General features: G+C 32.9%; 14 protein-coding genes. 5 read left to right on the forward strand and 9 right to left on the reverse strand.

Annotation, left to right across the window (positions count from 1 at the left end):
- Nucleotides 1–38 precede the first annotated feature (38 nt).
- The 4 genes from AB3H93_RS03330 to AB3H93_RS03345 all read left to right on the forward strand — a co-directional run bounded on the left by AB3H93_RS03330 (nt 39) and on the right by AB3H93_RS03345 (nt 6,058).
- Nucleotides 39–323, forward strand: coding sequence for a hypothetical protein (locus tag AB3H93_RS03330; protein WP_174270245.1), 285 nt, complete (start codon nt 39–41; stop codon nt 321–323).
- A 555-nt stretch (nt 324–878) separates the two neighbouring features.
- Nucleotides 879–2,570, forward strand: coding sequence for a hypothetical protein (locus AB3H93_RS03335; RefSeq protein WP_368020125.1), 1,692 nt, complete (start codon nt 879–881; stop codon nt 2,568–2,570).
- A gap of 88 nt (nt 2,571–2,658) precedes the next feature.
- Nucleotides 2,659–4,548, forward strand: coding sequence for a hypothetical protein (locus AB3H93_RS03340; RefSeq protein ID WP_368020126.1), 1,890 nt, complete (start codon nt 2,659–2,661; stop codon nt 4,546–4,548).
- A gap of 502 nt (nt 4,549–5,050) precedes the next feature.
- Nucleotides 5,051–6,058 (forward strand): hypothetical protein, encoded by a 1,008-nt coding sequence (locus AB3H93_RS03345; protein WP_368020127.1) that lies wholly within the window; start codon nt 5,051–5,053, stop codon nt 6,056–6,058.
- An 811-nt stretch (nt 6,059–6,869) separates the two neighbouring features.
- Here AB3H93_RS03345 and AB3H93_RS03350 read toward each other — a convergent pair.
- The 8 genes from AB3H93_RS03350 to AB3H93_RS03385 form a co-directional block, all read right to left on the reverse strand.
- Complete coding sequence (locus AB3H93_RS03350) at nt 6,870–7,025, reverse strand: hypothetical protein (protein WP_368020128.1); 156 nt, start codon at nt 7,023–7,025, stop codon at nt 6,870–6,872.
- 195 nt (nt 7,026–7,220) lie between these two features.
- On the reverse strand, nt 7,221–7,928 hold the full coding sequence (locus tag AB3H93_RS03355; protein ID WP_368020129.1) for a hypothetical protein: 708 nt from the start codon (nt 7,926–7,928) through the stop codon (nt 7,221–7,223).
- A gap of 548 nt (nt 7,929–8,476) precedes the next feature.
- Complete coding sequence (locus tag AB3H93_RS03360; RefSeq protein WP_368020130.1) at nt 8,477–9,463, reverse strand: hypothetical protein; 987 nt, start codon at nt 9,461–9,463, stop codon at nt 8,477–8,479.
- A gap of 301 nt (nt 9,464–9,764) precedes the next feature.
- Nucleotides 9,765–10,247, reverse strand: coding sequence for a hypothetical protein (locus AB3H93_RS03365; RefSeq protein ID WP_368020131.1), 483 nt, complete (start codon nt 10,245–10,247; stop codon nt 9,765–9,767).
- A 270-nt stretch (nt 10,248–10,517) separates the two neighbouring features.
- Nucleotides 10,518–11,462, reverse strand: a complete 945-nt coding sequence (locus AB3H93_RS03370; protein ID WP_010719177.1) for an L-lactate dehydrogenase — start codon at nt 11,460–11,462, stop codon at nt 10,518–10,520.
- 171 nt (nt 11,463–11,633) lie between these two features.
- Nucleotides 11,634–11,864, reverse strand: coding sequence for a hypothetical protein (locus tag AB3H93_RS03375; RefSeq protein WP_228196892.1), 231 nt, complete (start codon nt 11,862–11,864; stop codon nt 11,634–11,636).
- A gap of 171 nt (nt 11,865–12,035) precedes the next feature.
- On the reverse strand, nt 12,036–12,329 hold the full coding sequence (locus AB3H93_RS03380) for a hypothetical protein (RefSeq protein WP_034697939.1): 294 nt from the start codon (nt 12,327–12,329) through the stop codon (nt 12,036–12,038).
- 158 nt (nt 12,330–12,487) lie between these two features.
- Nucleotides 12,488–13,525 (reverse strand): Gfo/Idh/MocA family oxidoreductase, encoded by a 1,038-nt coding sequence (locus AB3H93_RS03385; RefSeq protein WP_368020132.1) that lies wholly within the window; start codon nt 13,523–13,525, stop codon nt 12,488–12,490.
- A 201-nt stretch (nt 13,526–13,726) separates the two neighbouring features.
- Here AB3H93_RS03385 and AB3H93_RS03390 point away from each other — a divergent pair, with 201 nt between their 5' ends.
- Nucleotides 13,727–14,599 carry a MurR/RpiR family transcriptional regulator gene (locus AB3H93_RS03390; RefSeq protein ID WP_053766031.1) on the forward strand — a complete coding sequence of 291 codons (873 nt, stop codon included), beginning with the start codon at nt 13,727–13,729 and terminating at the stop codon, nt 14,597–14,599.
- A gap of 127 nt (nt 14,600–14,726) precedes the next feature.
- On the opposite strand, the gene AB3H93_RS03395 is transcribed toward AB3H93_RS03390, so the two are convergent.
- Nucleotides 14,727–15,305, reverse strand: coding sequence for an SGNH/GDSL hydrolase family protein (locus tag AB3H93_RS03395; RefSeq protein WP_096709125.1), 579 nt, complete (start codon nt 15,303–15,305; stop codon nt 14,727–14,729).
- Nucleotides 15,306–15,351 lie beyond the last annotated feature (46 nt).

Consider the following 15,351-nt stretch of genomic DNA (forward strand, 5'->3'; position numbering starts at 1 on the left):
AGCGTTTGAAAAAAGTTCATTCATTGTTAAATTATTTGATGGGAACGATCACGATCGTTGCTGTTTATCAAGCATTATTAAAATATCCAGAATATGGTACGAAATTATTGTCTATCACGAAAGACCCTACGGCTTATTCACCTACACTGCTACTATCAACACTAACAGCTGGAGCGAAAAGTGCCACATACTTTTTACACAAAACAAGTAGTCTGTTGAAACGAAAGAAACAACGTAAGCAATTACTGATGGTCATCGCAGCACTAGTAATCATTTACTTTCTACCCGTATTGACACAATTATGGCATCAGTATTTTGGTTGATTACCGGAAACAAACCACATTCACAGTTATAATAGAGCATGATGATTCACTTTGAAATTTCTTTATCATAAAAGTATCATGATAAATTAGTAAAATATATAACTAAAGATCTTAGAACATATTTGTGTTTTAAGATCTTTTTCTATTGGAAATGCTAGGTTAAGTCCGTTTATTATCAAGGAATTAAGCTCACTTACTTATAACATCAATGAATATGTCGGTTATTGATTTGTTAGTGATTATAAGATTTGAACATTAGATGTTTAAGAATGAAAATTGTCGTTTTAGACAAGTTAACAGCTAAAGCTCGCAGAAGTGGGTACGACAATTCATAAAAAATTAGAGAATAACAAGTTATTTCTTGTGGTGCTTTTTATTTCTATTTATGGAAATTAATGGATTATTTCTCACTAATAATAATTATAAAATAAAAGCGCATTAAAAAATCTTTTGTTTCGACAAAATCTTATATGCCAGATATTTAATAAGGTTAAGAACTAAACAAATGATTATTTTTTATGCAAAAAATAACGTAAATAGGAAGGTGCAATCATTATGCCGGAAACAAATAATCAAATCGAGGGTTCAACGTTAACGAATGATCAGGAGCTGTATGAACATCTGAATTTTTCTGAAGAAGAAATCGAAACAGATCAACAACAAAAAATAGGTGAACGTATTGATGTGAATGATCATATATTGTTGGATGGTATGATTTCAAACCATCAAAATGAGTTCTCTAAATTGCCCGATGATATAAAAATACCAAGCGAAAAAATACGTAATATTCATGATGATAATCCAATGAATAAACTACTATGCTTACACAAAGGCAAACTCTATTATATTGAAAATTTGGACCCACAAAAAGGAGAAAAAAAAGCTTATGTAATTGCTGAGGAAGTATGGTATGGAGATAAACGATTGTTCCAAGCGAGCATTCAGCATAACATCAACCAAACCTTAATTAATTTTGCTAAGACGACAAAAAATAAGAAAAATGGTACTCGCACGCTACTTGCTAGTCCGAGTTTAGTGTACAATATTATCAAGAATAATGAAATTTTTGAAAATGCAAAAGAAACTCAGGGGATAGCTCGTACAGTAGCACAACCAGATCCAACATATATTGGTGAGCGTCTTAAGATAGGGATCCCCAAGTATGGAACTAGGGATCCGGAAATGAAAGTTCAATTAATGTTGCATGAAGATAAGCTCTATCAAATTGACCGCCAAAATAAACAGTCAAAACTACTCGCAGATAACGTAAAATTTCAATATGGAACAATCTATAAGAGAAATGAGCAAGGGCTAAGAATGGTGCTATTCAGTCCTAATACTCTTAAAGAGTCTCACAATATAGGTTTGATAAGATCATTTTTTACTAAAGAAAAAAGAGAAAAAACTCAAACGAAGTATGTAAGCGCCGATACCCTAGAGGACATCAATCAGCGATTACAATATTTTAAAAATATGGAAAAGAAGGATCAGATAGAAAGTAAACCTTGGCCTGAGGTGGATGTTGATAGCATATCATCGTTAAAGAAGTTAACAATAGTAAAAGATCCAAACCTTCACAACGATAAAGACCCAATCTATTACGATTACGACAAACGTGCTCTTTATAAGTTAGAGATTAACGATCACGGGAAAGTCCAAAAAGCTTATTTGCTTACTAATAAACACCTTGATAGACAACTTCATAAAAGCCATCTTGCATTAAACGATATCAATAAAAATATAAAATTGAATTTATTTCCTGTACCAAAGTTGTTTTCCGGATTGGCGTGGACACAAAAAGGGGAAGTAGAAAAGAAAGTGGCGTATTTTATTGAATTCCAAAAAACGATTTCTCATGAAAATAGAAACAAAGATGTATATACACTTTTGTTGAAAGATACCAATTTGTATTTAGTTGATCATAGATCAAAAGTGGCTATAAAGGTTGCCGCTAATGTCAATTTTGAAGATGGTAAGATCAAATCAGATAATAAAATACTCTTATCCAACTTATCGCCTAATGAAAATATGAAATGGCCTATATCTTCATACAAAGCTTCTAAAATTTATGAAATAGCAAAAATAAACCAATCGAGGAACATTCCTCAACTAAGTAATAATGTAGTAGAGTTGCAAAAACGCTCAAAAGGAAAAAGCCAAACTCAAAGAGAACTCCTGAATCAGAATCAGAAGATGGACACTCGTTCATGCGTTTCAATCGGAGAAAGACCTGGAACATCTAGGTAATTATTGAAATTTATTGAAGGATTATTTCTTGCAGATATTAAACAAATGATCTTTTTAGAAAAACAATAAATAGAAAGGTATGATCTCTATGATAGAAAATAGCATGAGCAAAGAGGAACTATATAATCATCTGAATTTTTCTAAGGACCAAATCGCAGAAGACCAAAACAAAGAGCCATATGAAAATATTGTGGTGAACGAGCATGTATTTTTGGTTGATATAATTTCAACCTATAGAAATAAATTTTCCCAATTGCCCAATAAGGTAAAATTACCAAGCAAAACAATAGATAATATTCACCAAGGTGATCCAATGGATAAACTATTATGTTTATACCAAGGGAAACTTTATTTCATAGAAAATTTGGATCCACAAAAAGGAGAAAAAAAAGCTTATGTAATTGCTGAAGATGTAGAGTATATAAATGGTGAATTGACGCAAGGAAGTAAAGAAAAGAATAACTACCAAAATTTAATTGGACCTGTAGAAATGGAGAATAATCCCTCAAAGGACGCTCAATCGTTATTTGTTCATTCACGTGTAGTATACGATATTATCAAAAAGGATAACGAATACAAAAAAGCAAAAAAAGCCGAGAGAGCAGCACGTACAATAACAGAACCAGATGCAACTTACATTGGTGAAAATCTCAAGATAGGAATCCCGCAGCGTACGGCATCCGATCTTAGTGTAAATGTTCAATTAATGGTACATAAAGGCAAACTTTATCAATTGGACACTGAGAGCAGCAAGTCGAAACTCCTCGCAGATAACATAGAAGAGAAAGAAGGGATATATTATAAAAGAAATAGTCAAGGGTTGAGAGTTGATCTGTTCTCGCCTTCCAATGTGACAACGGTTGATACAAATAATTTCATTCAAAGACGTTGGACTCGGGAGGGTAAAAATAGAGATAGAACGGCAACGATGTACGTCGATTCACTTACTTTAAAAGAGATTAATCAGCGACTAAATGGGTTTAAAATGATGGAAGATAGACAACAGATAAAGAGTAAACCATGGATTAAGGTGGATGTTAGAGCATTTTCATCATTATCAATACCAAAAAATCAAAGTCACAATAAACAGAAAGATCTATTTTATTATAAAGTAGGGACCATGAGGGATAAACTATATAAATTAGAGACTGAATCTCAAGATGGTAAGAATGTGAAAATCATAAACGCTTATTTGCTTGCTGATAAGGATCTCTATAATTCACCAAATGCAAAACATATTGCAGTCCAAGACTGGGATACAAATGTAAAAATAAATTTATTCCTTAAATCAAAGATGTCAAACGGATTTATATGGATAGATAAAGGAGAAGTTGAAAAGAACATCAATTATTTGAATGAGGCCAAGAAACATTTTCCTAGAAATCGTTCTCCTAGAGATTTACATAAACCCCGAGAGCATGAAAAAAGAAATGTAAATTCGTGTACACTTTTGTTGAATAAGAACAATTTATATTTAGTTAGTCATAAAGGAAAACAGGCTGTCCTGATTACTGATAATGCACATTTTCAAGACGGCAAGCTCAAATTAGGGGATAAAGTAATTGCAGACAAATTACCAAAGACGTCTAATAAAGATGCCATGATATGGAGTCTCTCTGCTGAGAATGCCACGAAATTCTTAGACATAGCAAATATAAACAACTTCGTTCAAGGTAGAAATTTGATTGATTTGACAACACCCGCAAAAGCATCACACGAACTTGGCGCTAGTAACATCGTTCGAGATAGTAAGTCGTTAGAAGATTTGACAAAGTACAAACAACCATTACCCGAACGACGTACTAGTAACATTGCTCAAGGTGGAAATTCATTAAGCAATTTGATTGATTTGACAACACACGCAAAAGCATCACCCAAACTTAATAGAAATACTCAAAGCAACATTCTTGGACACGCTCAAAAGCGTCCTGCACCGCAAACTCCTCAAAAAGGTAGTAATGAAGACCTGTCTAGATAAAATGATTGTAGCATTCGGATTTATTGAATAAGAAGAACGAGTGATTTTTATTTGCTTTACTAGTTATGTGGTAGCCTTAAAATGGGGAACCTCAGTGCAAAGAATTTTATTTCCATTACTATTTATTTAATTTTTGCTATTTTTATGCTGAGCTATTTACTAGAAAATAGAATATTCTAACCGTGTTTAAGGACATCAAAGGCAGTAGTAGCTACTATCTTTGATGTTTTTTTATTAGTTTTTTTATAGAATGATCGTTCAAAAATATGTGATTACGTCTTGTATGTAGGTGAATAGACTATCTTCAGATAACAAAATTAGAATCACTGACCTTTTTGTTTTGTCATTTTGAAATAAAAGTTTTATTTTAGCTGAAGTGTAGATATAGAATGGAAAGCGGATAAAAGCTGTTTGTTTCAGTAATTACTTGAAAAACGCAAAGAAAACTAGTACGACTGTAAATAAATGAACTTTTATACAAGGCCATAAAAGGAGAGGGAATATGACGATGAAGAAAAGCGATAAACTATCACCAGAGGAACGATATTTATCTCTGGCATTTTCTGCTGATCAAATCCAAGAACATCAACATTTAACACAGGAGAACGGGTTAAGATTTCATCAACAATTTGAGCAGAGAGACGAGAACGACTTTCATGAACAACTACACATGAAACTACCCAAAAAATCGAAAAATACCGAGAAAAATCAGTTATTATATTATGATCATAATGAGGAGAAGCTATATAAGATCATTTCAAGCCAGAAAATTGTTAATAAAAAAAAGTCCTACCTAAATTGTCATGGAAAATTGATTACGAGTAACGTTAAATTTAGTGACGGTTCAAGAAAACTAGTCATAGACAATAAACAACAGAATCAAGAAACAACCTTGATTAAATTTGGGTTGGACGAACTGTTTAATAGAAAAAAATCACGGTTTATATGGTTGACAACAGAAAAAGAAAATGAACTAATAAATATAGTTGGTTCTTTAAACAATAAAGATCAGGAACATCACCAAAATGATGGAGAGGTACAACATACTGATCGCTCAAAACGTAAACTTCAGGAATGGCTGAGTAAAAATGAACCGGTAGTATATTATCCATTAGATGCTAAAAACAAGAGCGGTTATGACAAAGACGAGCCATTACTATATTTTGGGAACAATAACCTATATAAGGTTGATCATGAAAAGGGGCGGGCGACCCTAATTGCTGAAGGAGTGCAGGAAATTAATCGAAGTTTTGTATGGAACGATGTGGCACTTCTAAAAAATTTACCGAAAGAATGTGGGGAAAATCAAGCCGTAAGAGTCGATGAAAAATGTTTAGAATCGATTCGAAAAGTAGTGGATATAGTTAAAAGAAAACAAATTTTGGAAAACAAACCAGAAAACAATCTTACACAAGGCTCTTTAGCTGCTAAAGCTACTAAAGCAAGAAATGCACAAACATCTCCTAGTTTGACTTTGACATCACTAAATTATACTAATATAGACAGATAAAAAACTAATGTTCCTCAATTATAGTATCTCTTTAAAAAATTAAGTTGAATTGTTGCACAATAATGATGCAAATGGATTCTTAAAATAGCATGAATGATTGCTATAAATCATAGTCTTATTTAACAGTCTATAACCCCATATAATCGTTCTTACATTTTTAAGGTATATTAATCAACTGATAAAACACTACTTTCTAGGATACATCTATCAATCATTGCTCTAACAAAATATGGATAGATAAATTCACATCAAAATCTATTTTTGGTGTGAATGATTTCTAGATAGCTTTAATTCTAAATGGTTTTATGCATGCGTATATATATAACTGATTAGTGAACAAGAAAAGAATCGTTTTTATACTATCTGGTAAAAAGAAATAGAATAAATAGCAAGAAGAGAGGGTTTGCGGATTGTTAAAGGAAGGAGATAAAAATTTTATATTTTAGTTTACATAATATATATTATACAAAGTAGATTCAAAGTGAATTAAACCCCCATCAAACCGAAATCAAACTAAAAAGATAAAAAAATGACTCTTTCGAACCATTGCAAAATTTTAAAATTATTTTGTATTATAAAATCTCAATTAAATCGTGTTTGACAAGATTTAAACACGATTTAATTTTTTATCTGTCTATATAGTATGATTTGCAAAAGTCCATATCCATAATTTACAAAATTAGAAACAAAAACTCCACAATATTCACATGTGGCATTCTCTACAATAAAACAATCATAATCTTTACAATTCAATTTTATGCAAGTCATTCCTTACTAACGATCAGATCAACAGCGCTCTTATAATTCTCGATCATTTGTTTGTGTTGTTTTGTTTTGTCATGCGTTTACGTCCGTTAGCAATCAAACCAGCGACATAACAACCTGAATCATCCCAACACTCGTCTAAGACCGCTAATGATACCGATACTTGTTTTTCTACCCAGTTTTTAGTTCTATAAACCGACATTTATCAGAAAATCAATTAGCAATAAAATCGTTGGACAAGCTAGCATACAAAGAATTGATATAATTTAGAGAATAAATCTAGTTTGACAGTATAACCGAAAAAATAATAAAAAGAGTAAAAGAAGAAATAAAGAAAGAGCGACTAATCTTATGTCTAGTTGCTCTTTCTTTATTTTTTATTGTTTATGTATGAATTCTATCTTTCTAAGAAAGAACCTTCTGATTTTTCTTTGGAAGGGTTTTTATTGATTACTTTATCCTGTTTGTTTTCGGAAAGTTTCTCGACTTTCCTCATAGCTCTGATTTCATCAAACTTTTTTGATTGATTTCGCATTTTTTTAATGTTGTCGTCATAATCAGGTTGTATTGGACCAGGTCCATTTATCCAAACACGTTGCGTTTCATTGAATAGAGAAAAAAGTTTTACCCACGCTTTATTTTCTTTAGACAATTCTTTTTTTGGGTTTGAGTTATCTTGGTAAGACAGTCCTGCTAGTGCTATTTTAAGAGCGTCTTTATATTGAATTTTTTTTTGAGAAGATAATATTTCTGAAATATCTGATCCTGCTTCTTTAATAAAGTTTTCGTAATTTTCTTTTCGATCTCTAAGGGCCAGGCCTCTAAAGTTATTTTTATTTATATTTTTGTGCATTTCGTTCATTTCCTGAAGCAACATTTTTAAACGTTTACTATGTTGGTCGTCTCCAAGCGTTTCTATCTTGTTTAAGACATCTAAGTTTGTTTTTTTATTTCTAGAAAAAATATTGCTTGATACTATTGGACGATTCCCACCATTTTGTTGCAAAAATTGATTTATACGATCTTCGATATCTTGTTCGTTAACAGGATTTGGAGTTTGAGATTCTTGTTCGCTAACAGGATTTGTAGGTTGTAATTCTTTCATTTTTTTCTTCCTTTATTTTTTTTTGTAATTTTAAATAAGAAAAACCAATAATGGGGTTTCTTGTTTTTCCCCTGAATTAGAAAAATTAACATAAAATTAAATCCTTGCCGATCTAAATGAAACAAAAAATGTATTGTATTTCTGATATAGCATTTCTCTATTGTACACTGTAGGGATTAGTGCACCACTATTATACAAGGAGCGAATCACTAAAAATCGATTACATTGTATACATTATGCCAAGTAGATCCTTAACATAATAAAAATTCACTCTGTTGTTCGTCCACGTTCTGTCTTTTTTGAGAATCATTTTCATCTATAATTTTTTCATACTCGTGTTTTCCAGAAACATGCCTATCGTCAGCTCTATGTAATATCCCCTCATATAAAATCAAATATACATGATCAACGTGATACAGAATCCGGCCCACGCCCTTCAAGTGCGTTTGGTTGATTCATACGGCGCTGATGACGTTTAAATTTAAATCATCTTCTTAAATTTTTACATTATTTTTTCAATTGTTTATCTCATCAACCGACCATGCAGGTTATCTATTGATATTAGATCCAGTAGTTTTATCAATATTGTGTCTTGTATCGGGCGTGACATTTGTAATAATGCCTGCTCGTCCATTCAAATGATACAGAGATTTATTTATCATAACGGACTGAGAATTCCCACTGCTCAAGATATTGTCAGTCTCTACCCCATTTGCTAAATTCAAATCATTTGAAGAAGAAATAGTATTTTGCTTTATATTACTCGTTTTATCTTTTAGATCTTTAAAAGTACACTGTGCAGGAGTATTTTTTTTACTTTTCTGTGCATTTTTAATAGTACGTGGTAACGGAATAGGCTTTTCTCTTTGAGGAATTTCAGTGCCTAAAAAAGTGCCCCATCCAGTATTTTCATTCACCCCAAGCAGCCTTCCTGCGGAGTTCTCAACAATAATTAGTTTACTATAACGTGGTGCTGGAATAGGATGTCCAGATAAATGTGACGATGTAGCTAAATTTTGTTCACTCTTTTTTTTCGCTGCCTTGCGGATAAGTTCATTAAAAAAAGATTTGTAATTGCTGTTAGTTTGAGGATTAGGTTGTGTTTTTTCAAATTGTATCTCTAATGAATCATTGTCATTTTTTGTTGACTTACTAATTCGTTCATGTTGGCGATCATTTTGTGAATCGTCAGAACTTAAAGTGGTGCCCCATCCAGTATCTTCATCAATGTCAAAATTATTCTTTTTAAGGGACTCTCCTTTATTATTTAAAGGCTGAGACTGATCTTCTTGTTTCTCCGAAGAGCTTAATTGAGACTGAATGATAGTTGAATAAATAGTTGTTTCCGGTTTCTGTTTGAATTTTCCTTCAGGCAAGCCTACCAGCTCTGCATATATCATCTCCGATTGATCTTTGCCAAAAGTATTTTGTTGTCTATCAGATACGGTTTGCTCTGTATGTATAGAGTGAATATCTTGTTGAACTGCAGATTCTTCTAATCCGCTTTTTGACTCCTGAGTATTCTGCTTTTCCATATACTATCTCCTTTCGTTTATTTAGTAATTTTACCAGTCGTCTTTTATTCTTTTTAAGCTGATCACGCTTTTAATCAATTACCTCCTTCATTTTTTTCTTGTTGTTTCAATTGAATTTCCAAAAAAATTTACCTAATATTCTACCATTTTATTACAATTCACTTTCTACTAGAGAATTATTTTTTCTAAAACAAAAATAAAAAGGACAACGAGCAGCAAAACGCTCATTCTCCTTTTTATTTTTTATTTAATTATATCACAGTGTTTAATACGTTTCTTTTTTCTTATTTATGTATGAAGTCTATCTTCCAACTCTAGGTGGCAAAGATGGTGGTCTATCCATATTAGGGGTAGAATGCGGCAATGGAGCAGGTGATTTTGAGCCTCCCTTTATTTGTTCAAATGCCCGAGGTGGACGAGTAGGCGTTCTATTCATATTATGAGTAGAATCTGGTAATATAGTAATTTCTTCTTTAGATTTTCCTCTTATTTGTTCAAAATTCCGAAGAGTTCCTTGTTTAAGTTGTTTATCTAACTCTTGCAATTGTTGTATATAACCCTCCTTGTTTGACGATGCTTCTTTAGTATGTTTTTCTATAGTTTTTATAAATTTTTTTATATTTCGGTATTCTTTTCGTTTAGAAAGATTAAATCTATCCATACCTTTTAGTGGCTCAACCCTCACTCTCATGGTACTATAAAAATTTTCTTTAGCACTTGCCCCAGCAATTTTTGAACGTAATTCAATTTCTTTTTTTATCAACTCAGCATTATCTATAGGCATTATAGTACTTATCTCCTTTTTCTAGAATAAAATAATCATAAGTGAAGAAAGAATATTTATTGCATCTAATTTAAAAAAAATAATCTTATTCTGCTTTAAATCAATCACCTCCTTCATTTTTTTCTTGTTGTTTCAAATGCATTTCCCAAAAACGTTACCTAATATGCTACCATTTTATTACAATTCACTTTCTCCTAGAGAACTATTTTTTCTAAAACAAAAATAAAAAGGAGAATGAGCATTTTGCTCGTTCTCCTTTTTTTCATTCAATTATCTCACGGTGTTTAATACGTTTCTTAATTCATTGACAGATTGTTTAAACATTTGTTCTTCTTCTGGTGTAATTGATAATTCAATAACTTCTCTTACACCCTTTTCATCAACGATGGATGGAACACCTGTAAAGATATCTTTCACTCCATATTGACCAGATAAATAAGCAGAAACTGGTAATACAGCTTGTTCATTGTTTAATACAGCCTTGACAATTCGTGCTGTACTCATACCAATTCCATAATAAGTCGCTTTTTTTCGATCGATGATTTCATAGGCAGCATTTTTAACTTTATCAGCAATGATATCTAAGTCCTTTTCGTCGATTCGATGATCTTTTTCGACAAATTCCATGATTGGTTTTCCGCCAACTGTTGTATGGGACCAAGCTGCTACTTCAGAGTCGCCGTGTTCACCTAAAATATAGCCGTGAACGCTACGAGGATCGACAGAAAGTTTCAAGGCAATTTCTTTTCTAAAACGAGTTGTATCTAATGTTGTTCCTGTTCCGATTACTCGAGAAGAAGGTAACCCTGATTCTTTCCACGCAATGCAAGTCAAAATATCTACTGGATTAGAAGCAACAACTAATATTCCGTTGAATCCTGCTCCCATGATTTGTCGAACAATATCCTTCATAATTCCAGCATTTGTTTTCACTAAATCTAAACGAGTTTGTCCTGGTTTTTGGTTGATACCTGCTGTGATTACTACTAGATCGGCATCGCTGCATTCGCTATAATCACCTGACCAAACAGCAACATTCTCTTCGCCCCATGCCATACCATCTAAAAGGTCTAAAGCTTCCCCTTCCGCTTTTTCTTGGTTGACATCGATCAAGACTAATTCATTCGCAATTCCTTGATTGATCATGGCATAAGCAATACTTGTTCCCACAAAGCCTGTTCCAACGATCACTACTTTTCTACTGGTTTTTCTCATGTTGATACACGCTCCTTTTCATCTCATATGTTATTTTCATGAAAATTATAGTTCTGATAGAAACATTTTTCAATATAATGATATTTATAGTTACTATAATATTTTTTTATAGTTATAACAAAAAAAACAGATTATTAGTAAACTAACAATCTGTTCAAAGTAAAATAAGATCTATTTCATTCGTTTATATTGGCTTTGCTTAGAAGCACCTTTTGAAGATCCGCTTTTATTTGTAGGCTTATCGGACATTTTTTTACTTAATAACAACATCAAAATAACAAATAGAACGGCTCCACCTAAGAACAAATACATATAATCTGATAAATAAGTCGTGAATAGACTTATGAAATCGGTTTGTCCAAGCACACTCGAATTGATTAACTGTAACCCAAAATTTTCCATATATTACCTCCTAATGTTTAGCTGAGAAAAAATTATTCTCATAAATAAAGCATAATACAAAGAAGGTAAGCGCAGACACCATTTTTTTCTAAAATCGGAAAAATAGTTTTTGGATAAAAAAAGACAGCGTAAAAGCTGTCTTTTTCATAGGATCACTAGCAACTGACAAATCTATTTTTTAGTATCTTTTTTAGATGTCAATTCTTCAAATTTTTCTTTTACTTCTTCCGCTAATTTTTCCACTTCTTTTTCAAAAGCATTCGGTTTCTTTGGTTCTTCCTCTTCAACCGAATTAGAACCAGATAAAGCGACATCTTTGGCTTCGCCAGAGTTTGTGCCAGATAACGATTCTTGTTTGTTTTCTGTTTCACCAGAATTTGTCCCTGCTAATGCTACTTCATCATCGGTTTTAGGCGCCATCGAACCTCTTAAACGTTTGCCTTTTTCGCCGTTATAATTTGTCATGAGAATTCCTCCTTACAGTTATTTATTTTATAGTACATAAGAACAAAATAACTGTCAAAACATGAGGTGTTCTCCCCATCATATTTTAATGGTTTTGTTTTTTTGTTTCTCATCAATCTTTGCTTAATCCTTCAGAATGATCATAAACAGTGAATGGTTTATTTGTTTGCTTGCGCTTCTTTTTCCCGGATCTCTTTGATCCCTGTTTCTAAAATGTTCATTTGTAGAAGTGTTTCTTCGTCTTTCACTACTTTTTCGGCTCCGTTTATGAGCGTTTCATAGACTCCCTCATAGACCCGACTATAGTCCCCTACTTCAGAAATCACTTTTTCCTCATGATAGTATCCGTTTTGGTCCATATAGGTAAGTGTGCCGTAGTGTTCTGGTAAATCAATACCAAAATCTTGATGGTCTGGGAAATAAAATAGTTTAAGATGCTCTTCTTGTCGATCTTTTGTCTGTTTTACAAACATCCCTTTCTTCCCATAAACCACAAAGCTTGGGCGTTCCTTAATACGAAAATAGCTTGATTTGACAGAGATTTTCATTGTTCCATAATAAAAATCTAAATCGAAATAATCATTCATTCGTCCCCTTCCTAATAATTGGCGCACATCATAGTGGATGTCATCTGGTTCGCCGAAGTAAGAAATTACTTGATCTACTGTGTGACAAGCATGACCATAGAGATAACTATTGACTGTTGAAAATTCCGTTGCCGATTCAGGAACTTCAGGTCTGAAATAATCATAATGCATCTCAATTTCTAAAATATCGCCTAATTTTCCACTTTCCAACACTTTTTGTACGGTCAAGAAATCAGAATCAAAACGACGATTTTGATAACACTGGATAAATAAATCTTTTTGCTTCGCTAGCTCAAATAACTCTTTCGCTTCTGCAGAAGTTTCAGCAAACGGTTTTTCAACCAGGACATTTTTTCCATGCTCTAAGGCTAATTTAGCATATTCATAATGAAATTGGCTCGGAGTCGTAATGACAACTAGTTGGATTTCTGGATCGTTCCATAGATCTTCCAATTGATTGGTATAATGGATATCCTCAAATGTTTCCCAAGTGGGTTCTGAACGTGAAAAGATCGTTTTGATTTTGATCTTATCTTTTAGTTTTCGTGAAAAAGGTAAATGATAGCGGTTGGTACTTTTTCCATTTCCTAGATAGGCAATTGTTAACATACGTTTTCCTCCAATTTTTGTTTTTAACTACTATCAGTATAAATGACTGGTCCCTTTAAAAGTTAATTTGAGCGCAGTTAGAAAAAAATGTTCAAGAAAGTGATCTTTTTAAGTGAATAATCGACAGGTATGTTTAACCTACACAAAAAATAGTAGTCAAAAAGAGGGATATTCAGTAAGATGGATGAGGAAGGTGAGCATATGTTAATCGAAGACCAATTGATACGACAAGAAGCATTTACAACAACAGAAAAAAGAATTGCTGATTATCTCAAAGCAAACAGAGAAACAGCTGTTTATATGACGATCGAGGAATTGGCAAAAGCGACGTATACTTCGCATTCAGCCATTATTCGCTTATGTAAAAAATTGGGTTTTTCTGGTTTTAGAGAATTTCGTTTTGAATTTGGTCGTGAAGTACATCAGATGAAAGCCCAGTTCAATCAAATCATTGATCCAAACTTTCCTTTTACTGATAAAGATGATAGTCAATCGATCGCTAAAAAAATGGCCGATTTGTCGATCCAATCTATCAAAAAAGCACAGCTTCAATTGGAGAAACAGTCAGTTGATGCGATTGCCACAGCATTGAATCAAGCGAATCGCATGTTTATTTTTGCCAAAGGGGATTCTCAAATCACAGCACGCAAATTTCAAAATAAACTAATCAAGATCAATAAATTTTTGATATTAGCTGAAGAGTATAGTGATTCTTCTTGGAATGCAGCTAATTTAACGGAAAAGGATTGTGCCATCTTTCTAACTTATAGCGGAAGGATTCACCATTATGAAAAAATTATGATGCATTTAAACCATGTGGGTGCTAAAACTGTATTGATCACTGGAAATGAACATTCAGAAATGGCAAAACAAGCAACGATGAAACTCATCGTTACGCAAGATGAATTAGATTTTGCTAAAGTGGCAACATTTTCCTCACAAATTGCCTTCGACTATGTTTTAAACACTCTTTATTCCGTGATGTATGCACAAAACTATCAAGAAAACATCCAGAATCTCAAACAAAAACAAGACTTGATCCAAAAAGGTTTGTTGAAGGAATATCGCCATTAGAAAACAGTTGTTTATTACCGTGTGTCAAAGCCAATAGAGCGCGCTTCATTCTTTTTGTCATGATAAAACTTGAAACTAAAAATCTACAGACCGAGTACTGCAAAGATTGAGGTACTCGGTCTGTAGATTATTTTTGTTCCTTTTGCTGGATACATTGTGCAATCAAAGCACCTAGCAAGTGATAGCCTAACTTCGAAGGATGCAACCCATCGTCTTGCAAGTAAAGTGTTGGGTCCTCAAAAGATTTTTCATAATGATAAAAATCAATAAAACTTACTTTGTTCTTATCTGTTACTTCTTTTGCGATCTGAGTATACTCTACTAAGATCTCAGGAATTGTTTGGGTTTTGATCTTTTCATCAACGTAACTAGGCCCTATCAAAATCACTTGGCTATGTTTAAAACAGTTGATCAATTGTTCCAAGTTTTTTCGATAGGTTTCTTGGTTATCTCTTTGATTGATTGCATCATTAACGCCAACATTAAGAACGACGTAGTCAGCTGTACGTTCATCTTGGGGAAGTTGAGACAATCGTTCAAGGCTGCTTGTCGTTGAATCGCCTCTTTTTCCTAAGTTAATGATCTTAAAATCAGCTTGTCCTAAAGCATTTAAGGTCGTTGATAACGCATGGTCCAATGCATGGACGACCTCCCCCTGGTACAATCCAGCAGCAATGCTATCACCAAATAGTATAATTTTCTTCATCTGTGTCATCCCTTTTCTTTTCTTACAATAAAAATTCTATCACGGA

Origin of the sequence: Enterococcus sp. C74 (assembly GCF_040887125.1) — a bacterium.
In the GTDB taxonomy this organism is placed as follows: domain Bacteria; phylum Bacillota; class Bacilli; order Lactobacillales; family Enterococcaceae; genus Enterococcus_B; species Enterococcus_B hirae.